This window comes from Streptomyces rishiriensis (genome assembly GCF_030815485.1).
In the GTDB taxonomy this organism is placed as follows: Bacteria; Actinomycetota; Actinomycetes; order Streptomycetales; family Streptomycetaceae; genus Streptomyces; species Streptomyces rishiriensis_A.
The window spans coordinates 546,860-566,666 of record NZ_JAUSWV010000002.1 but is presented as its reverse complement, the minus strand read 5'-3'; the positions used below and the strand labels follow the sequence as shown (position 1 = coordinate 566,666).

General features: G+C 72.1%; 14 protein-coding genes and 1 pseudogene. 10 read left to right on the top strand and 5 right to left on the bottom strand.

What is annotated here, in order from left to right; genetic code table 11:
* Positions 1–6: 6 nt before the first annotated feature.
* Positions 7–2,151: a DUF4139 domain-containing protein gene (locus QF030_RS04910; protein ID WP_307161408.1), complete on the bottom strand. Its 2,145-nt coding sequence runs from the start codon at positions 2,149–2,151 to the stop codon at positions 7–9.
* Between the two features lie 249 nt (positions 2,152–2,400).
* On the opposite strand from QF030_RS04910, the gene QF030_RS04905 reads away from it, so the two are divergent.
* The 4 genes from QF030_RS04905 (at position 2,401) to QF030_RS04890 (ending at position 8,912) form a co-directional block, all read left to right on the top strand.
* Complete coding sequence (locus QF030_RS04905) at positions 2,401–3,213, top strand: SDR family NAD(P)-dependent oxidoreductase (protein WP_307161407.1); 813 nt, start codon at positions 2,401–2,403, stop codon at positions 3,211–3,213.
* Positions 3,214–3,688: 475 nt separating this feature from the next.
* Entirely contained in the window at positions 3,689–4,873 is a 1,185-nt protein-coding gene (locus QF030_RS04900) for a carboxylate-amine ligase (RefSeq protein WP_307161406.1), read from the top strand.
* 98 nt (positions 4,874–4,971) lie between these two features.
* Positions 4,972–6,756 (top strand): N-acetylglutaminylglutamine amidotransferase, encoded by a 1,785-nt coding sequence (locus tag QF030_RS04895; protein ID WP_307161405.1) that lies wholly within the window; start codon positions 4,972–4,974, stop codon positions 6,754–6,756.
* Positions 6,729–8,912: a S9 family peptidase gene (locus QF030_RS04890; RefSeq protein ID WP_307161404.1), complete on the top strand. Its 2,184-nt coding sequence runs from the start codon at positions 6,729–6,731 to the stop codon at positions 8,910–8,912. Before QF030_RS04895 ends, QF030_RS04890 begins: the two co-directional genes overlap by 28 nt.
* 142 nt (positions 8,913–9,054) lie before the next feature.
* Here the strand turns inward: QF030_RS04890 and QF030_RS04885 are convergent, their stop codons facing one another.
* Positions 9,055–9,810, bottom strand: coding sequence for a helix-turn-helix domain-containing protein (locus QF030_RS04885; RefSeq protein WP_307161403.1), 756 nt, complete (start codon positions 9,808–9,810; stop codon positions 9,055–9,057).
* A gap of 222 nt (positions 9,811–10,032) precedes the next feature.
* Between QF030_RS04885 and QF030_RS04880 the strand changes: the two genes are divergently transcribed.
* Both QF030_RS04880 and QF030_RS04875 read left to right on the top strand, forming a co-directional pair.
* A complete protein-coding gene (locus QF030_RS04880; protein ID WP_307161402.1) occupies positions 10,033–10,698 on the top strand; it encodes a DUF4097 family beta strand repeat-containing protein in 666 nt (221 codons plus the stop codon).
* 297 nt (positions 10,699–10,995) lie between these two features.
* On the top strand, positions 10,996–11,349 hold the full coding sequence (locus QF030_RS04875) for a VOC family protein (RefSeq protein ID WP_307161401.1): 354 nt from the start codon (positions 10,996–10,998) through the stop codon (positions 11,347–11,349).
* 75 nt (positions 11,350–11,424) lie between these two features.
* On the opposite strand, the pseudogene QF030_RS04870 reads toward QF030_RS04875, so the two are convergent.
* Positions 11,425–12,251 (bottom strand): annotated as a pseudogene (locus QF030_RS04870) (class I SAM-dependent methyltransferase).
* A gap of 391 nt (positions 12,252–12,642) precedes the next feature.
* Between QF030_RS04870 and QF030_RS04865 the strand changes: the two are divergent.
* Together QF030_RS04865 and QF030_RS04860 are read left to right on the top strand one after the other, a co-directional pair.
* On the top strand, positions 12,643–13,089 hold the full coding sequence (locus QF030_RS04865; protein WP_307161400.1) for a hypothetical protein: 447 nt from the start codon (positions 12,643–12,645) through the stop codon (positions 13,087–13,089).
* A 379-nt stretch (positions 13,090–13,468) separates the two neighbouring features.
* Positions 13,469–14,329: an oxygenase MpaB family protein gene (locus QF030_RS04860; RefSeq protein WP_307161399.1), complete on the top strand. Its 861-nt coding sequence runs from the start codon at positions 13,469–13,471 to the stop codon at positions 14,327–14,329.
* Between the two features lie 51 nt (positions 14,330–14,380).
* Here the strand turns inward: QF030_RS04860 and QF030_RS04855 are convergent, their stop codons facing one another.
* A complete protein-coding gene (locus QF030_RS04855) occupies positions 14,381–15,280 on the bottom strand; it encodes a helix-turn-helix transcriptional regulator (protein ID WP_307161398.1) in 900 nt (299 codons plus the stop codon).
* Positions 15,281–15,590: 310 nt separating this feature from the next.
* Complete coding sequence (locus QF030_RS04850; protein ID WP_307161397.1) at positions 15,591–17,123, bottom strand: MFS transporter; 1,533 nt, start codon at positions 17,121–17,123, stop codon at positions 15,591–15,593.
* Between the two features lie 608 nt (positions 17,124–17,731).
* Between QF030_RS04850 and QF030_RS04845 the strand changes: the two genes are divergently transcribed.
* Both QF030_RS04845 and QF030_RS04840 read left to right on the top strand, forming a co-directional pair.
* Positions 17,732–18,925, top strand: coding sequence for an acyl-CoA dehydrogenase family protein (locus QF030_RS04845; RefSeq protein ID WP_307161396.1), 1,194 nt, complete (start codon positions 17,732–17,734; stop codon positions 18,923–18,925).
* Positions 18,926–19,093: 168 nt separating this feature from the next.
* Positions 19,094–19,585 (top strand): hemerythrin domain-containing protein, encoded by a 492-nt coding sequence (locus tag QF030_RS04840; protein ID WP_307161395.1) that lies wholly within the window; start codon positions 19,094–19,096, stop codon positions 19,583–19,585.
* Positions 19,586–19,807: the final 222 nt, after the last annotated feature.

The following is a 19,807-nucleotide window of genomic DNA, read 5'->3' as shown; positions in this document are numbered from 1 at the left end:
GGTGTGTCAGCTCCTGCGGTTGCCGCCGGACAGCGTCTTGGCGGACGCGATGCGGATCTCGTAGCCGCCGTCGAGGGCGGTGGTGGCGCCGGCGGGCAGGTCCACCCGCCAGACGCGGGTGCCGGGTGTGTGCTGCTCGGGGCCCGCGCCGTCCCGGGGCGCCGTCCAGTCGGCCCGTTCCTCGATCCGGATGTCCGCGTCGGAGGTGACCGGGACCCGCTCACGGACCTCGACGGTGGCGGGCTCGCCGAGCTGGTTGGCCAGCTCCACGTGCACGCGGTGGTCGAGCACGGTGGTGCCGCCGCGCAGCCCCGACGTCGACTCGTGCACGTTCGTACGGCGGGTGACCCGGATGCCCTGGGCCGGGCCGAGCCCCACCCGGCGCTCACCGCCGGGGGCGAGTGTGGGCAGCGCGGTGCTCAGCAGGAAGTCGTCGCCGACGGTGACCTCCACCGGGCCGGCCAGCAGAGCCTGATCGGTGGAGTTGGAGAGCACCAGCGTCGCGTAGACGGTCTGCTCCACGGACGGCACGCAGAGGTACTCGGTGCGCAGACCGACCGGGATCTCGCCGACGGTGACGGTGTGCCACGTACCGTCCGAGGGAATGTCGGCGCGGGCGACGGCGTCGAACCGGTGGTCGAAGGAGCCCGCCGACTCGCGAGGCCGCACGGCATGTCCGGGCAGCGGCAGCGCGGCCACCGCCTCGGCGCGGCGGCGGTACTCGGCCGCCACCGGGTCGAACGGGGAGTCCGGGAACAACCGGCCCCGGCGGCCGCCCTGTTCGTCGGGACCGCACAACACGAGGGCGCTGTAGTCGAGTTCGGCCCCGCTGGGCCGGGGCGGACCCGCCGTCGGCGCCACCGGCTGCGACGCCGCGAAGCCGCCGGGGGCCGCGGGCGGCGGCGGCGCTGCGATCCGGCCGGGCGCCCGGGGAGCCATCGCGGGCGCCGCGAGGGGCATGCCGCCCGCCCGCTGCCTGCCGCCCGGTCGTGACCGCACCGGCTGCGCGGCCTCGTTCGCTCCGCCGCCCCCGAAGGGCTCGGGGTACGCGCTGCCCGCACTGCCCGGCGGCGGCACGGGGGACGGCGCGCCGTAGCCCTGTGGTGCCCCGGCGAGCGACTCGCCGTACCCCTGGGATGCCGGCTGCATCGGCGGAACGGGACCCGGTGCGGGGCCGGCCGCCACGGGCGCCGGCCCGCCGCCGGGAGTTGGGGGAGCGGCGGTCGTGGCCGGCCGGCGAGGTGCCACGTCGTACCCGGCGAACAGGTCGGACAGACCCGTCGGCGGCTCCCGCCAGCCGGACGGCAGGGGTGCGGGCTGACGGCGTCCGATCCGCACGGAGCGGAGCCTGGGCAGGTCGGTACGGCGCCGTAGGTCGGCGGTGGCCAGAGCGATGCGCACACCGTTCCAGTCCTCGCCCGTGCGCTGGGCCACCGAGGCGCGCAGCACCAACCGGCCGCTGCTGTCGCCCTGACGGTGCGTGAGACGGTACGCCGGCACCCAGACCGCGCCCGGCACGCCGTACTCCAGCTCCACTTCCGCGTCACCGCTGCCGTCGAGGGTCAGAACGGCCGAGACCGTGGTCTCCACGTGCGCCGCCGGTGCGTCGGTGGAGGCGCGGGCGAGCCGGTCGGCGGCGACGGAGAGGGCGTGTTCGGCCTGCCCCAACGCCTCCTCCAGCTCGACGAGCCGGGTGTGCAGCCTGGTCAGCCGCTCGTCGACGAACTCGGCGAGCTCCAGCCACGCGTCGACCGGGGTGCGCCGGTGCGGGTCGTCGCGTCGGCGGGCCGGCGGGACCGGCCGCAGCCCCTTGACCTCCTCGATCAGCTTCAGGTGCCGGTCCCGGCGCCCCTGCGCGGCCGCGTACGCGTCGACCAGCTGTTCCGTCTCGCGCCGCAGCGCGTAGGGGGCGGCTCCGGCGAGCGGCTCGGCCTCGACCTCCACCCGTGCCTCGGTGACGCGCACACCGGAGGCGCCGGTGACACGGGCCCGTAGGGACCCGGGGTCCAGTGAGCGAGGCAGTCCCGTCACCCGCACCCGTCCGTCCGCCGGCACGCTGCCCGAGGCCAGGCGGCGGCAGACCGCGCCCTGCGCGTACACCACCACCGAGTCGAGGGCCGACCCCCACCTCTGTGCCGTCCGAGCCTTCATGTGCCTCGCCCCCCACCGCGTCCGTGCTGAGCGAAGCCTACGCGGACCGGCGACGGACCTGGCCGAGCGGACCGGAAAGCCGCCGCGCACAGCGGAGTTCGGCGCGGGGCAGTGCGTTCGCCGGGCGGGCTGACCCCGGTTCCGGACGGCCGCCCGCCCTCCGGTCCGCCCCTCATCCGCACGCGCCGACACGTCACCCGCGCGCGACGAAGGCGCTTTCACGCGACTGCGCAGGGGTACCCGGCGGCCATGGACGACAACAAGCCTCTGGCTCTCGTCACGGGTGCTTCGAGCGGCATCGGGTTCGAGCTGGCCAGGCAATTCGCAGAGAACGGGTACGACGTGTTGCTGACCGCGGAGAACGGTGAGCTGCACCTGGCGGCGGACGAGATCCGCGCCCACGGAGCGGCGGTCACGGCCGTGCAGGTCGACCTCGCGGAACCGGGAGGTGTGGACCGGCTGTACGCCGCCGTCACCGCCCAAGGACGGCCGCTGGCCGCCGCGGCACTCAACGCCGGCGTGGGAAAGGGCGGGCCGTTCGTCGAAACCGACATCGAGGACGAGATCCGTGTCATCGACCTCAACGTCACGTCGACGGTGCGGCTCGCGAAGCGGCTGCTGCCGGACATGGCCCGCAGGGGTGCGGGGAAGGTGCTGTTCACCTCGTCGATCGCGGCGACCATGCCCGGCTCGTTCCAGGCCGTGTACAACGCTTCCAAGTCGTTCGTGCAGTCCTTCGCGGAGGCTCTGCAGAACGAACTCGAGGACACCGGCGTCACCGTCACCTCGCTCATGCCCGGCCCCACGGAGACGGAGTTCTTCCGACGCGCCGACATGGAGGACACCAAGGTGGGCCGGCAGGACAAGGACGACCCGGCCAAGGTCGCGAAGGACGGCTTCGAGGCACTCATGGGCGGCAGGAAGAAGGTCGTGGCCGGCTCCGCCAAGACCAAGGCGCAGGGCCTGGTGAACAGGGTCCTCCCGGACAGTGCCAAGGCGGCCGCCCACCGGCGGATGGCGGAACCGGGGTCGGGCGACGACGACGCGTCGGGAAAGCCGTGAGACGACCTGGCGTCCGTGAGCCCCGGAGCTCCGTCCGATCCGAGTGACGCACGGCCGGCCGTCGGCCGGCCGTGCCCCTGTGGCCGCCGTGCCCCCGTCGCACGGCGGCCACAGGGGCACGGCGTGGGGGTCCTGCCGTCGTCGACCGCTTCGGGCCACCCGGCTGTCGGATCGTCGAGCCGTCGGGCCACGTTTCGAGCCATCGGATCATCGAGCCGTCGGGCCCGCGTCTGCGTGTGTTCGAGCCTTCGAGGAGCCTTCGCGACGGCACAGTCGGAGCGTCCCTCACTGCCGGATCCCGGGTGCCACCGGCCCCGCATCCGCTCATCTGAGATTTGCTCATGTCGCATATGCAATGTGCGCTTATAAGTCGGCGTTCTGGTGACTCGAAGTGTCTCACCTGCGGCCGTCCGGCCGTGGTGAAGGCCCTTCGCCTGCGGCGAACTGCCGCTACGCATCGCCCCGAGGAGTGACCGTGAGCGTTCGTATCGGAGTGGAGGAGGAGTTCCACGTCCTGGAGGTGGAGAGTGGACTGCTCGTGCCACGCGCCAATTCGCTCCTGCGACGCCTGCCCGGGCGTACCTTCACCACGGAACTGCACCAGTCCACCGTGGAGTCGAACAGCGAGGTGCACACGTCCCTCGGCGATCTGTACGCCGACCTGGCCGAGACCAGACGGCGGCTCGACGCGGCCGCATCCTCGCTGGGACTGGCGGCGGTGGCCGCGGGTTCGGCGCCACTCGCGCCGACGACCGCCGCGCATCCCACGGCCGGAGCGCGTTATGGCCGCATGATCGAGGACTACCGCACGGTCGCCGACGAGCAGCTCATCTGCGGTGCTCAGGTCCACGTGGACGTACCGGACCGCGACACGGCGGTGCAGGTGATGTGCGCGGTCTCGCCGTGGCTGCCCGTGCTTCTCGCGCTCTCAGTCAGTTCGCCGTTCTGGCAGGGCTCCGACACGGGGTACGCGAGTTGGCGCACCATGCTCTGGCAGCGCTGGCCCACCGCGGGTCCGGTCGGCTGCTTCGCGAACGCGGCCGAGTACGACGCCACGGTGCGCGACCTCGTCCGGTCCGGGGTCATCAGCGACGAGGGGATGATCTATTACGACGTACGCCCCTCCTCGCACCTCCAGACGCTGGAACTGCGCATCTGCGACTCCTGTCCGCGCGCGGAGACCGTCGTGCTCGTCGCGGGACTGTTCCGCGCCCTGGTCACCGAGGCCTGCGAGAGGCTCCGGACGGGCGGTGTCCCGGGCTGCGACGGACGGCACGAGTGGCTGCGCGGCGCCGCCTGGCGGGCGGCCCGCTCCGGACTCGAAGGCGGTCTGCTGGATCCCGAGACCCATCGGGAGGCGCCCGCCGGGCAGGTCGTGAGCAAGCTGCTCGCCCGGCTGCGTCCCGTTCTGGAGGGCGACGGCGATTGGGAGACCGTCCGCTCGCTGGCGGACGAGGCGCTCGCCGACGGCAGCGCGGCTCGCCGTATGCGCCGTGTCGCGGAGGAAGAGGATCTGCTGGCCTGCGTCGACATGCTCATCGCCGAGACGCGCGGGGAACGCGCCTCCGGGAGGGCGGCGGCCGGCCGGCGCAGGGACCTTCCGTCCCCCGAGGCGACATCGCCCTCCCACCGGTTCGCACGGCCGCTGACCCGGAGGTAACTCGCCATGGACACTGACGACCCATTCCCTTCCGCCGAGCGTCCGGTACCCGGGTACCGGCGCTCGGCCCACGCCGAACGAAACGGAGGCGGCAAGTCATGTGCGGTCTGAGCGGGGAGATCCGCTTCGACGGACACCGGCCCGACCTGGCGGCAGTCGAACGGATGAGTGAACGGCTCGCCGCCCGCGGCCCCGACGGCCGGGGGATCTGGACGCGCGGCGCGGTGGCGCTGGGGCATCGGCGCCTGAAGATCATCGACTTGTCGGACCTCGCGGCGCAGCCGATGACCGACTCCCGCTCGGGGATCACCGGGGTCTTCAACGGCTGCATCTACAACTACCGGGAGCTGCGCGACGAACTGCGCGGTCTGGGACACCGGTTCGCGACGACGTCCGACACCGAGGTCGTGCTGAAGGCCTACCAGCAGTGGGGCACCGCCTGCGTGGAGCGCCTCTACGGCATGTTCGCTTTCGCCCTCGTCGAGCACCGGTCCGGACGCGTGGTGCTGGGGCGAGACCGGCTCGGCATCAAGCCCCTGTACCTGGCGCGGACACCGGGGCGGCTGCGGTTCGCGTCCTCCCTGCCCGCCCTCCTCGCCGCCGGCGACGTGGACACCTCGCTCGACCCGGCGGCCGTCCACCAGTACCTCAGCTGGCACGCCACGGTCGCCGCCCCGCGCACGGTACTGCGCGGTGTGCGCAAGCTCCCGCCGGCCACCGTGCGGGTCGTCGAACCGGACGGCACCCACCGCGACCACCGTTACTGGCAGCCGTCGTACACGCGACGTGCCGAGTACGCGGCGATGGACGCGAACGACTGGCGCGACGCGATGCTGGAGGCGCTGCGCACGGCCGTACGCCGACGGATGGTCTCCGACGTCCAGGTCGGCGTCCTGCTCTCCGGCGGCCTGGACTCCAGCCTGATCGTCGCGCTGCTGGCCCAGGCGGGACAGCGGGACCTGATGACGTTCAGCGTCGGGTTCGAGTCGGAAGGCGGGGAGGAGGGCGACGAGTTCCCGTACTCGGATCTGGTGGCCCGCGAATTCAGCACCGACCACCGTCGGCTGATGGTCCCCTCCGACCGGGTGTCGACGGCCCTGGACGGGGCCGTCGCGGCGATGAGCGAGCCGATGACCAGCCACGACGTGGTCGCCTTCTACCTGCTGTCCGAGCAGGTGTCGAAGGAGGTGAAGGTCGTGCAGAGCGGGCAGGGCGCCGACGAGGTGCTCGCCGGCTACCACTGGTACCCGCGGCTCGCCGAGGTCGCCCGCGAGGACGCCGCCGAGCGGTACGCCGACACGTACTTCGACCGGCCGCACGACGACCTCGCCCGGATCCTGGAGCCCGGCATGCTGGCCGGCGACGACGTCTCGGGCGCTTTCGTCCGGGACCACATGGCGGTCCCCGGAGCCGAGACGGCCCTGGACGCGGCCCTGCGCCTGGACACGCACGTGATGCTCGTCGACGACCCGGTCAAGCGGGTCGACAACATGACGATGGCCTGGGGGCTGGAAGCCCGGGTGCCGTTCCTCGACCACGAACTGGTGGAGCTTGCCGCGGCCTGCCCGCCGGAACTCAAGCTGGCCGACGGCGGCAAGGGCGTGCTGAAGGCGGCCGGGCGGCAACTGCTGCCCCTGAACGTCGTGGACCGTCCGAAGGGCTACTTCCCGGTCCCGGCGATCAGGCACATGGCGGGCCCCGTCCTGAAGCGCGTGCGCGAGGCGCTGGAGGCGCCCGAGGCGAGGCAGCGCGGCCTCTTCCGGGAGTCGTACGTGTCCCAGCTCCTCGAGGCGCCCGACGAGCACCGCACCAAACGGGGAGCGAACGCCCTGTGGCAGGTAGCGTTGCTGGAGATATGGCTCCAGACCCACGGCATCACGTGAGCGGCGGGCTGATGGCGGCGGACCTGGGCGGCGACCCGGTCGCCCCGCCCCCCGGCACGCGGCCGGCGGACTCGAGGGGCACCGCCTTCGCGGCCGCCCCGGCCCCGGCGCCGGTCCCCCTGCCCGAGGCGAGCGGTCCTCGGGAGGCCGTGACGCGGCTGCGCTCGCACGGCTGCTGGTACCCCTCCGCCAGCCCCGACGGCTCCGAGGCGGCCTTCATCTGCGACCGGGGCGGCGTCCCCCAGCTGTGGGCCGGGCCCGTCGACGGGGACGAGGTGCACCTGCTCGACTCCTTGCCGGACCCGGTCAAGGAGGTGTCCTGGTCGCCGGACGGACGCTGGATCGCCTACACCACCGCACCGGGCGGCGGCGAGCACACCAGGGTGCTGTGCGTACGTCCCGACGGCACCGGCCGCCGTGTGCTGGCCGGGGCCGATCCGGGCCACACCGCCTACCTGGGCTGCTGGGCGCACGACGGCTCGGCCGTCGCCGTCACGCTCGCCGCGCCGGGCGCCCGCACGCAGCGCAACGGCGCGGGACCGACCCGTGCCGACGCCGCCCTGCCGGCCAACTGGGCCGACCGGGACGGCCGGGCGGCACTCCTGGGCGGAACCCCGTACGACGCCGCACCGGGGACGGGGCCGACCGTGACGGCGGCCGACGCCGCGGAGCCTCCGGTGCCGTCGGTCCGTCCCGGCGGCGGCCTGTCGGCCTACCTGATCGACCCTGACGGTCTGGCGTCCCCCGTCCTCCTCGCCACGGAGACGCACGCCGCCACCCTGCGGGTGTGCGACATCAGCCGCGACGGCGGTCTCGTGCTGCTGCGCCACGGGCCGCGAGGACGGCGGGAAGGCGTCGTCCGGCGCACGGCCGACTCGGCCACGACGTGCACCATGCCGGTCGCCGACGGCGATCCGTGGATCGGACGGTTCTCACCCGACGGCCGGACGCTGTGGCTGCGCAGCGACGCCGAACGCGAGTACGCGGCGCTCCTCGCCGTCGCCCTCGGCGCCGACGGCCGGCCACAGGGCACGTCCGTCATGGCGGAACGGCAGGACAGCGATCTCGACCTCCTGGCGTTGTCCCACGACGGCCGCACCGCCGCACTGTCCTGGAACGAGCGGGGCGAGAGCCGGCTCGAACTCGTCGAGCCTCTCCCGACGCGGTGGGCCCCCTACGGCCCGCTGCCCACGACGACCGTCCCCCTGCCGCACGAGGTCGTCACCCGTGTCGTGACGGCCGGCCCGCGGGGGCTGCTGCCGGCGCTGTCCGGTTCCCAACGCCGGCCCGGGGTGTGGTGGGCCCCCGACGGCGTGTCCCTGATGCGAACGCCCTGGTCATCCCGTGACGAGGACGCCACCGCGGCGGGCCGCCGACCCGTACGCCCCGTCCTCCTGCGACTCACGGCGCGGGACGGGCTGCCCCTGAGCGGCTGGTACTACCGGGCGCCGGGCCGCGCTCCGGGTGAACCCGCCCCGTGCGTGATCCACCTGCACGGCGGACCGGAGGAGCACGAGCGCCCCGTCTTCAGCCCGCTCTACCACGAGCTGACCGGCCGGGGACTGGACGTCTTCGCCCCCGACGTCCGGGGCTCCTCGGGGCACGGCAGATCATTCGTCGACGCGGACCTCGGCGCGGGACGCTTCGCCGCGCTGGACGACGTGGCGGACTGCGCGGCCCACGCGGTGCCCGCGGGCCCCGCCGACCCGACCCGACTGGCGGTCATGGGCCGCTCGTACGGCGGCTACCTGACCTTCGCCTCCCTGGTGCGGCACCCCGATCTGTTCCGTACCGGCGTCGCCGTCTGCGGCATGTCGGACTTCGCGACCTTCTTCGCCGGTACGGAACCCTGGCTCGCCGAGTCGGCGGCCCACAAGTACGGCCACCCCGAGCGTGACCGCGAACTGCTGCGGGAACTCTCGCCGATGACACGCATCGACGCGCTGCGCGTCCCCCTGCTCGCCGTCCACGGAGAGCACGACACCAACGTGCCGCCGGGGGAGTCCGAGCAGTTCGTACGCGCGGCGCGAGACCGAGGCATCCCGGCCCGGCTGCTCACTCTGCGGGACGAGGGTCACGACTTCCTGCGCGCGGACAACCGTCGGCTGTTCCGCCGGGCCGCGGCGGACTGGCTGGAGCGCCACCTCACCGGTTGAACCACCGGTCGGCAACCGTCCGGCAGCGGCCGCGGCCGGGACCGAAAGCGCGACTCCGTCCGTACCGGGGCGGCACGGGCACCCGCGCCGCTCATGCGCCCAGCGCGCCCGCCCTGACGGCCGTGACCGTCAGGACGGCCGTCTAAGCGTGCTCCGGGCCCGGCTCGGCATCGTCGCCCGAGGACGCTCTGGGTTTGGTGTGGAGGACCTCGCGGGCCTGCTCCGCGGCGCGGGTTATGCCCTCGGCGACGAAGTCGACGAAGCGGGCGATGTTCTCCAGGCGGGCGGCGGCCGGGGTGTCGGAGCCGAGGACGCCGACTCCCTGCCGGGCCGCCTCGGCGAGCTGGAGGCTGGACCGGGCGCTCGCGATCGTCGACTGGTAGAAGACGTCGTCGTCGACGGCGTAGCGCTCGCGGCGGCGTTCGTCCCGTTCCCGGCGGATGAGGCCCTGGCTTTCGAGGAACGCGACCGCCTTCGAGACGGACGCCGGGCTGACGTCGAGGCGCTCGACGAGCTCGGACGCGGTGAGGCTGCCCGCGTCCGTGGTGTAGAGGCAGGTCAGCACCCTGGACATCATCTTGGGCAGGCCCTGTCCCATGAGGAGGGTGGTGAACATCTCCTCGTACGCGCGCACGGCCTCGGCGTCGCGTCCGTGGGCCGGCGCGGGCGTGGCCGCCCCTCGGGGCGTGGCCTGCCTCCTCCGGTGGGTGCGGCGTTCGGTGGCGTGGTGCGCCAGGTCGGCGCGGTAGGCGGTGGGACCGCCGTTCCGCATCACCTCACGGGTGATCGTCGAGGTCGGACGGTCGAGACGTCTGGCGATCTCCGCGTAGGCGAGGCCGTCGGCCAGTCCCAGGGAGATCTGCTGGCGTTCCTGCTGGGTGAGTCTGCCTCCCGGCATCGATGTCTCCTTAGTGCGCCGTGGTGTCCGCAGCATAGCGTTCACTTCTCATCCATTGCAACGAATGGAGGAGTCGTCGTTGCATTGATTCTCTCACCATTGCAACGAAATGATGACGCTGACCTGCATTAACACGAAGTTATTGCAACGAACTGGTTGATGAATCGGTGAAGGCAACGTAGCTTTTGCGATGTCAGAAACAACGCGCCAAAGGAGAGCACCATGCGGAAGTTCGACACCCCCGCCCCGATCGCCGCCGTCCTCGACATCCCCGCGGGGCGCATCCGGTTCATCGCCGCCGACCGGGCCGACACCACGGTCGAGGTCCTGCCCGCGGATCCTTCGAACGGCCGCGACGTGAAAGCCGCGGAGCAGGCCGAGGTCGCATTCGGCGGCGGGCTCCTGCGGATCCAGGCCGCGGCGCAGAACCGGATCCTCGGCAGCTCCGGAGCCATCGAGGTCACCGTCCAGCTGCCCGCCGATTCCCGGGTCGAGGCGAAGGCGGCCAGCGCCGAGTTCCGGGGCGTCGGACGGCTCGGTGACGTCGTCATCGAGGGCTCGCACGGTTCGATCAAGCTCGACGAGACCGCGAGCGCACGCCTCACCCTGCTCGCCGGTGACGTCTCGGTCGGCCGTCTCAACGGTCCCGCGGAGATCAGCACCAAGAAGGGCGACATCCGGATCGCCGAGGCCGTGCGGGGCACCGTCGAGCTGCGCACCGACGCGGGCGAGGTATCGGTCGGGGCCGCCCGTGGAGTCTCCGCCTCGCTGGACGCCGGCACCGCGTACGGCCGGATCCACAACGCGCTCAAGAACACCGAAGGCGTCGCCGACCTGAACATCCACGCGACCACCGCCTACGGCGACATCGTCGCCCGCAGCCTCTGAGGAGCATGCGTCATGACCACCCCGGCGGTCACGGCGAACTCCTGGTGGGCCTCGAAGCTCGACAGCGACCCCGAGTAACCGCCGTGACCGCCGTGACGGCCCGGGCCCGGCTCCCGCACCCTGTTCCGCCCGAGGGCGGCGTGCTCCGACACCACGTCGGCGCACTCCGCCCCTCGCACGTCCTCGGCTCTTTGTCCCCGAGCGGGCCGGAAAGGACGACCGGACTGCCCTCGTCGGCCTCGACGACGTCCCTCCCGACCACCGCCCGCCCGATCGCCGTCCTGGCAGGATGGCGGAATGGAACGTGTGCTTGGAATCGGTGGGTACTTCATGCGGGCTGCCGACCCGGCGGCCCTGAGCGCCTGGTACCGCGACTGCCTGGGTCTGGACGCCGACGCGAACGGCCTATGGCGTCAGGATGCCGGGCCGACGGTGTTCGCGACGTTCGAGTCCGGAACCGACTACTTCGGGTCCCGCGCCCAGCGGACCATGCTCAACTTCCGGGTCCGCGACCTGGAGGCGATGCTCGCGCAGTTGCGTGCCGGGGGAGCCGACGTATCCGAAGAGACGCAGGACATGGAGGGCGTCGGTCGTTTCGGCTGGGTCACCGATCCGGAGGGAAACCGGATCGAGCTGTGGCAGCCCGCCTGACCGCGTCTTCACGCGGGCGGTTGCGTACCCCCTGGCGATGAGTCCATGTCTCACGAGAGACCCGGCGGCGGGGCGTCATCGCGGAGCCTCCCCGGGTTTCCACCCCCAGACGGTGAGCATGCCGGCCGACAGTGCGGCGCATTCCTCGGAGTCCAGGTACCGGACCGCCTCGTCGACGGCCCGGTCGTCGACCAGGCCGGTGGCCAGCATCGCCGCGCGGCTCCGCTGCCAGGTGTCCGCCCAGAAGCGGCTGATGGGGCTGCCCGGGAGCAGCGGCGGCACATGGATCCCGGCGGCGACGGAGCCGAGCCCCGCCCCACGCAGCAGGTGCGGGTACGACGGCACCCAGGAGACGTCGGTGCCGACGGTGGCCCGCAGCCCTTGCCACATCGCCCGCATCACCGTGCTGTACGGCGTGCCGGGCGTCCGGTCGCTCGTCAGGTCGACCGCGTCGCTGAGCACCAGCACCCCGCCGGGCGCGACGAGTTCGGCCAACGCGGTGATCAGGTGGTCCCGCTCGGGCAGGTGCATCAGCACGAAGCGGGCGTGCACGAGCGAGAACCGGCCGGGGAGGGCGTCCGGCGCCCTGATGTCGGCCTCCAGCACGTCGAGCCCGGACACGGGCCGCGCGCTGAGGAAACGGACGTCGCGGTCCACGGCGAGCACGCTCGCCACCCCGGCCTCCGCCAGCAGCCTTCGGGAGACGGTGCCCGTCCCGGCGCCCACGTCGAGACAGTGCCACCCGGGGCCGACCCCGAGAGTCCGCAGCCGCGCCATGGTGATGTCGTCGTAGGCGAGGGCGCCGAAGTCGATGCGCTCGCCCTCGCCCGCCTGTTCGGACGGAAGACGGCCTCACCGTAGCGGCCACCGCCCGGCGCGTCCCCACGCGCGGCGGCGCTCACGTCGCCGCCGGCACGACGAGGCGGGCGCAGGGCTCGAGACGTGCCGGCGTGTGGCCGGCACGTGCCCGGAACAGCGGGGCGTCGAACGGTTTCATGACCTGACCTCTCCACACGGCGGGGCGGTGCGCCGGCGACCTGTGCCGCGGCCGCCACCGCACCGATCCTCCACCGACGGACGCCCGCGCCGCCGAGGCGCGCCGCCCCTGAGCCGATCGGCCGTAGCGAGGAGCGCGCCGTGCCTCGCGCGGGCGGAACCGGTGACGCGCCCGACTGTCACATCACCACGGCAGCCTTGTCACAGGGCCCCGCCGAAATGCCACCCGCGCGGCCATGGCGCGTCCCGGCCGTGGCACCATGCCCTTTTTGGCACCACCGTCCAGGGGGGACAACCATGCGCACCCGCGCAACCATCGCCACCGCAACCCTGCTCCTCGCGGCGCTCACCGCCTGCTCCTCGTCCGACGACACCCCGGCCGCGAGCGACAGCGGGACACCAGCCGCCGAGCCCACCGTCAGCGTGCCGGCCGAGCACGAGGGCGACGACCTCAAGGCCGCCGTCGCCGTCTACACCGCCGCCTACTTCGCCGCGGACGCCGACACCGCGTACGCCATGCTGTCCGCACGCTGCTCGAAGGAGATCACCAAGGACGCGTACTCCGGCGTCGTACAGCAGGTGAAGTCGGACTACGGGCCGGACCACTCGGCGACCGACGTGCAGGCCGAGGTGTCGGGGGAGCTCGGCCGCGCCACCTACAAGGTGGAGGGCCTGCCCAAGTTCGATCAGACGAAGCAGCCGTGGGCGCTGGAGGGCGACGCCTGGAAGTACGACGCCTGCTGACCGAGCACGACAGCAGGACCCGGCTGCCGGACACGGCGCGGCGGCGTTCGTCCCCGCCGTCCCGGCAGACGCGACCTGACGCGGCCTCGGGTCCGGTGACGTGCTGCGCGGGGAGGGGGCGGCCTGCCGGGGGCGGGCGGACCCCGCGATCGGTGTGACCCTGTTCCCGCTCCGTCGAGACCGTCGGCGGTGGAAACTCGACACGGTGCGGGGACGCTCAGGAGAGAGGCCGCGTGGTCCCCCCGGTCCTTGCGGGGACCGTGCGCGACGCTGAGCCCCTCTTCGCCGATCTCCGGCCGGACGAACAGGAAACGCTCACCCATGCCCGGATGCGGGCGGGGATCGCGGACACTGGACAGCAGGAGAGGGGAGGCCGCCCGTGCTGACCGTAGTCCGTGAACAGATGGGCCGGGCCCTGTTCCGCCGCGTCGCCGGGCCCGACGGACCGGCGACGCGTGCCCGCATCCACGACACACCCGGCCCGCGCTGGTTCGCAGCGGACCGCCCGATCCGCACCGTCCACGGTGACGCGTCGATGTTCATCGGCGGACTGAGCGCACTGCTGTTGCAGTCCCTGCACCCGCTCGCCATGGCTGCCGTGGCCGGGCACTCGGGATTCCGCGGCGACCCGTGGGGCCGACTGCAGCGCACCAGCACCTTCCTGGCCGTGACGACCTACGGCACGGCCGCGGACGCTGAGCGGGCGGTCGGCAAGGTCCGTGGCATCCATGAACACATCCGCGGGACGACGGCCGACGGAGTGCCGTACCACGCGGCCGATCCTCACCTGCTCGGATGGGTGCACGCAGCCGAGACGGACAGCTTTCTGCGCGCCCACGAACGCTTCGGCGCCCACCCGCTGGACGCCGCCGGTTACGACGCCTACGTCGCCGACACCGCGCGTGTCGCCGAGGCGCTGGGGGTGAGCGACCCACCGCGCGACCGCCGCGAGCTCTCCGAGCGACTGGCCGCGTACCGCCCCGAACTCGAGGCCACGTCCGAGGCCCGCTCCACCGCCCGCTTCCTGCTGTTCCAGCCGCCCCTGCCGCTTGCGGTACGCCCCTTCTACGGCATGCTCGCCGCGAATGCCGTCGTGCTGCTGCCGCCCTGGGCCCGGGGCATGCTGTGGCTGCCGCGGGTGCCCGTCGTCGAGGACCTCGCCGTACGCCCCACCGGACAGGCCCTGACCCGGACCATCCGCTGGGCGATGGCCCCACCACGCCGGAGCCGCCCGGCGTGATCGCGCGGCACCCGTGGACCGGGCGCCCGCACAGGCGCGCCGTGCGTTGCGCTATCGCTGACGCGAGCGGTCCTCGTTCACGTCGGTACCACTGGGGTGGGGCTTTTCGGAGGCGGCCCAGGTGGCGAGGAGCCGAAGGGCGTCGTGGTCGGGCGTGCCGGGCGCACAGCTGTACGCCGTGAGGGTCAGGCCGGGCTGGGCGGGCAGTTCCATGGCGTCGAAGTCCAGGGTGATCAAGCCGACCGAGGGGTGGCCGAAGGACTTGCGGCCGGTGTGGTGCAGGCGCACGTTGTGCTTGGCCCAGGCCGAGCGGAACTCCTCGCTGCGGGTGACGAGTTCACCGACGAGCCCGGTCAGTTCACTGTCGTGCGGCGCCCGCCCGGCTTCGGTGCGCAGCAGGGCGACGGTGGTGTTCACGGACTCCTCCCAGTCGGGGAAGAAAGCGCGGCCCCGTGCGTCGAGGAACTGGAAGCGGGCGATGTTGACCGGCTCGGCGGCGTCGTGGGCGAACAACGGGGAGTACAGGGCGCGGCCGAGATCGTTGACGGCGAGGATGTCCAGACGGCCGTTGCGGATGAAGGCCGGGGAGTCGGCCATGGAGTTCAGGACGCGCAGGACGCTGTCCGGGAGCGGGCCGCGGGCACGCCTGCCACGGCGGACGGGCCGCTTGGCGGCGGCCCGGGCCAGGTCGTGGAGATGGGCGCGCTCGGCCTCATCGAGCCGGAGGGCGTTCGCCACGGAGTCGAGGACTTCCTCCGAGGCGCCGGCGAGGTGGCCGCGCTCGAGGCGGACGTAGTAGTCGATGCTGACGCCGGCGAGCAGGGCGACTTCCTCGCGGCGCAGGCCCGGTACGCGTCGGTTGCCGCCGTAGGCGGGCAGGCCTGCCTGCTGCGGGGTGATCTTGGCGCGGCGGGAGGCCAGGAAGGCGCGGATGTCGCTCTCGGTGCTCACGCTCTCCAGGCTAGGCCGGGCGGTACACCCGTGGGGGGCCCTGTCAGTACCTGTGACGGTGGACCCGGTCATCGGTGAGCCGGCCCGGCCGCTCCCTGCCGCGCCGAGCGGCTCGGCTGCCACCTCGGGGGCCCGGAGACGATGCCTTCGTCCGTGTGCCGCCGCTCAACCGCCCGGTGTGGTGGGTGGGAGAGTAGTCGTCCGCCGCCCGCCTGGCGGCCCGCGCCGGTACCGGGCAGGCGGCCCGCCGGATGACGACGTCCAGGCCCGGTCTCCCGCGCAGGAGACCGGGCCTGGGGTCAGGTGCGGTTCAGCGGCGGTCGGACGTCTCGCGCCCGGTCCGGTACAGCTCCCGCGAGGTGGCGATCAGTTCGCGGCGCTCCGTCTTCGATCCCACCATCGGCTGGGAACCGTGGAGGGACACCTGGGCGCTCTCGGGCAGGAAACGGACGGTGAGCAGCCCGACCGCGCCGGCGGCCATGAGGTAGAACGCGGGCATCAGGTCGTTTCCGGTGATGCTCACCAGGGCCTCCGTGACCAGGGGGGTCGTACCGCCGAACGCCGCCACCGCGAAGTTGAAGCCGATGCCCATGGCCGCGTAACGGACGGCCGTCGGGAACAGCGCGGGCAGGGTCGCGGCGCTCGGCGCGGCGAAGCACGCCAGCAGGGTGGAAAGGATCAGCACACCGAAGACCGGCGGCCAGGTGCCGTCCGTCTTGAGCAGCAGGAAGGCGGGAACGGCGAGCAGGATCATGCCCGCCGCCGCGAAACCGTAGAGGGGGCGTCGGCCGACGTGGTCGCTGAGCCTGCCGAGGAAGGTGATCAGCAGCACGATCCACACCATGCCCACGAGCACCAGGACGTCCGCCGAACTGCTGGAGCGACCGAGGGTGTCCGTCAGGTAGGTGGGCAGGAATCCCGTGACCATGTAATTCGTGACGTTGTAGAGCAGTACCAGTCCCATGCAGATGAGAAGGGCCCGCCAGTGGTCCTTGACGATGGTCCTGAACTCGGTGCCCGCCGATTCCTTGGCGAGGCTCTTCTCGTGTTCGTCGAGCTGCTGCTGGAACGCGGGCGACTCCTCGAGCTTGAGACGCATGTAGAGGCCGATCGCCCCGAGCGGGCCCGCGATCAGGAACGGGATCCGCCAGCCCCACGAGAGCATCTGCGCGTCGCTGAGGGCGAGGTTCAGTGTGGTGACCAGGGCGGAACCCAGCGCGTAACCGACGAAGGTGCCGAAGTCGAGCCAGCTGGAGAGAAAGCCGCGACGTCGGTCGGGCGAGTACTCGGCGACGAAGGTCGTGGCGCCCCCGTACTCGCCGCCGGTGGAGAAGCCCTGCACCATCCGGGCGAGCAACAGCAGGATCGGGGCGGCGATACCGATCGTGGCGTAACTGGGGATGAGACCGATGGCGAACGTGCCGACCGCCATCATGATCATGGTGGTGGCGAGTACCTTCTGCCGCCCGAGGCGGTCCCCGAGCGGCCCGAAGACGAGGCCGCCGAGCGGGCGTACGACGAACGCGGCCGCGAAGGTGGCGAAGGACGAGATCAGCTGGGCGGCGGGTGACGCCCCGGGGAAGAAGACCTTGCCGATCGTGGCGGCAAGGTAGCTGTAGACGCCGAAGTCGAACCATTCCATGCAGTTGCCGAGCGCCGAGGCGCTGACCGCACGTCGGAGGAGTGGTCGCTCGACGACCTGGACGTCGTCGTCGCCGAAGGGGCGTTCGTTCCGCCTCAGACGGAGCGTCAGGTCCTCACGGACCTGTGCGGGCAGGCTGGCGATGTCGGTCGGCCCGGACCGCGCCGGGTCGGGCTGCCCGCCGGTCAGTAGGTCAGCCACTGAAGTTCCTTACTGGTCTTGCGCGAGGTGACGCGGGTGCGAAGTGAAACACCAGGTGTTCGTGTGCCAAGAGTGGCTTCTGCCCTCTTTCGCAGGGCTCACGCCCAGACCCCGGACGCGCCGACCTCCCCCGTTCGGCAGGGGGCAGGGCCGGGAGCTACCGCCACGAGCGCCACAAGTCCGCCGCGGCCGGCTCACGCCGACGGCCTCGGACGTCGTACGGCCGCCTCGAGGCCGGATGCGCCCTCGAGTTGGAGGCCAGGACGATCGCTCTCACCCCGGGTGGGAAGGGGCTGTTCTTCAGCGTCGAGACCGAGGTGCTCCGGGTACATGCCGACGAGCGCGTCGTCGTGCCCGGTACGCAGCACGTTGACCCGGCCGTATGGAGCCCCCTGCTCTAAAACTTCCGCCACTACCACGGTCTCGCCCCGGAGGTCGGACACGGCTTTCGCTCGGAAACGGCGAAGGCGGCCCTTCGGACCGTGGGGGACGGCGACGAGGGGACGCCCTGACCGATCGGTTTCCAGGGGCCCGCGCGGAGGTGGGTCACGTACTCGGTGGTGGTGGGCCGCGCGCATCGCTCGGCACAAGCGTGGAAGAAGGGCCCCATGACTTCACTCACGGAACAGCAGAACGTCGCCGACTTCTACGACTTCGAGGCCGCCCTGACGGAGGAGGAGCGCAGGGTTCTGCTCAGGACCAGGGCGTTCATGCGCGACGAGGTCCAGCCGCTGGTGGCCCAGCACTGGGCCGACGGCACCTTTCCCCAGGAGCTGATCAGCCGTTTCCGGGAGAGTGGACTGGTCGGACTGTCGTACGAGGGCTACGGCGACCACGGCCCCGCCGCCGGCCATCTGTTGACCGGGATGATGGCGATGGAGATGAGCCGTGTCGACGCTTCGGTCGCCACCTTCTTCGGCGTCCACAACGGACTGGCCATGTACGCGATCCATGCCTGCGGGGACCAGGCCCAGCGTGACCGCTGGCTGCCCGGCATGGCGAGGATGGACACCATCGGGGCGTTCGCCCTGACGGAACCGCTGGACGGCTCCGACATCGCGGCGGGCATGCACACCACCGCCCGCCGGGACGGCGACACCTGGGTGCTCAACGGCGCCAAGCGCTGGATAGGCAACGCCACCTTCGCCGACCACATCGTCGTCTGGGCCCGCGATGTCGACGACGACCAGGTGAAGGGCTTCGTCGTCGAGAAGGGCACGCCCGGGTTCACGGCCGAGAAGATCGCCCACAAGACGTCGCTGCGCATCGTGGAGAACGCGGACGTCACCCTCACCGACGTCCGGGTGCCGGAAGGCGACCGGCTTCAGAACGCCTCCTCCTTCCGTGACGTCGCGGAAGTCCTGCGCGCCACGCGCAGTGGAGTCGCCTGGCAGGCCCTCGGCGTCATGACCGGCGCGTACGAACTGGCCCTGCGCTACGCCACCCAGCGGCAGCAGTTCGGCCGTCCGCTCGCGGGTTTCCAGCTCGTGCAGGATCTCTTGGTGAAGAGCCTGGGCAACATCACCTCCAGCTGGGGCATGCTGCACCGGCTCGCCGCCCTGCAGGACGCCGGAGTCTTCCGGGACGAGCACTCGTCGCTGGCCAAGGCCCATGTCACCGCCCGCATGCGCGAGGTCGTGGCCTGGTCCCGGGAGATCTTCGGAGGCAACGGCATCGTCCTCGAGTACGACGTGGCGCGCTTCTTCGCGGATGCGGAGGCCATCTACTCGTTCGAAGGCACCAGGGAGATGAACGCACTGATCGTCGGTAAGGCGATCACCGGGCAGAGCGCCTTCGTCTGATCGGCCGGGCGATCGGCGCCGAGCCCGTGCAACGCGTGTGAGGGCAGCCTCAGGACAGCCCCGAAGCAGCCCGAACAGCAGAGCCGGATCAATGAAAACGGCCGGTGGGGGTACTCGGTCCTGTCCCAGGACCCTCGTACGAAAGTGAAGCCCGCTCCCATGGCCGACATGCCTGACACGCGAGACGTCGTTGCCCTCATCCTCCAGGACCACCGAAGAATGGAGGACCTCTTCCGTCTGATGCGCAGCGTCGAAGCCGACCGCGCGGCCGCCCTGCGGGAGTTCGCCGACCTCTTGATCGCGCACGCCCTGGCGGAGGAGGAGAAGGTCTACCCCGCCCTCAAGCGCTTCAAGAAGATCGACGACGAAGAGGTGGAGCACGGCGAGGAGGAGCACGAGGAAGGCAACAAGGCGCTCCTCGAACTCCTGGAGGTCGACGAGGTCGGCTCCGAGGAGTGGGACGAGAAACTGGAAGAGCTCGTGGAGGCCATCGCCCACCACACCGACGAGGAGGAGCGCACCATCCTCAACGGTGCCCGCGAGAATGTCGCCATGGAGCGACGCGAAGAGCTCGGCGCGGCGTTCCTGGAAGCAAGGGAACGTCAGCTGAAGGCCGGTTGCGGCGACGTGGACAACGTGCGTCGCATCGTCGGCTCCTGACAGCGGTTCGTCGCGTGACCGGCCCCTGGCGGGAGAGTCCTTCCGCCAGGGGCCGGTGACGTGACCCCCGCGCCCACCGGCCGCGCCCACATGCCGACGATCCTCGGCCGTGCGCGGCCGTAGCCGTACCGTCCTCACCCTGTTCCGGGCCGTCGGCACGGTCTCGCGGCGCCAGGTTGACGGAGCACACCACGGCGACCAGCGGTACGGTCCCCACGGCGC

Excerpts from the sequence above, each read along its gene's own strand:
- QF030_RS04910 (WP_307161408.1), bottom strand. The coding sequence starts at position 2,151 with ATGAAGGCTCGGACGGCACAGAGGTGGGGGTCGGCCCTCGACTCGGTG.
- QF030_RS04905 (WP_307161407.1), top strand. The coding sequence starts at position 2,401 with ATGGACGACAACAAGCCTCTGGCTCTCGTCACGGGTGCTTCGAGCGGC.
- QF030_RS04895 (WP_307161405.1), top strand. The coding sequence starts at position 4,972 with ATGTGCGGTCTGAGCGGGGAGATCCGCTTCGACGGACACCGGCCCGAC.
- QF030_RS04890 (WP_307161404.1), top strand. The coding sequence starts at position 6,729 with ATGGCTCCAGACCCACGGCATCACGTGAGCGGCGGGCTGATGGCGGCG.
- QF030_RS04885 (WP_307161403.1), bottom strand. The coding sequence starts at position 9,810 with ATGCCGGGAGGCAGACTCACCCAGCAGGAACGCCAGCAGATCTCCCTG.
- QF030_RS04880 (WP_307161402.1), top strand. The coding sequence starts at position 10,033 with ATGCGGAAGTTCGACACCCCCGCCCCGATCGCCGCCGTCCTCGACATC.
- QF030_RS04875 (WP_307161401.1), top strand. The coding sequence starts at position 10,996 with ATGGAACGTGTGCTTGGAATCGGTGGGTACTTCATGCGGGCTGCCGAC.
- QF030_RS04865 (WP_307161400.1), top strand. The coding sequence starts at position 12,643 with ATGCGCACCCGCGCAACCATCGCCACCGCAACCCTGCTCCTCGCGGCG.
- QF030_RS04845 (WP_307161396.1), top strand. The coding sequence starts at position 17,732 with ATGACTTCACTCACGGAACAGCAGAACGTCGCCGACTTCTACGACTTC.
- QF030_RS04840 (WP_307161395.1), top strand. The coding sequence starts at position 19,094 with ATGCCTGACACGCGAGACGTCGTTGCCCTCATCCTCCAGGACCACCGA.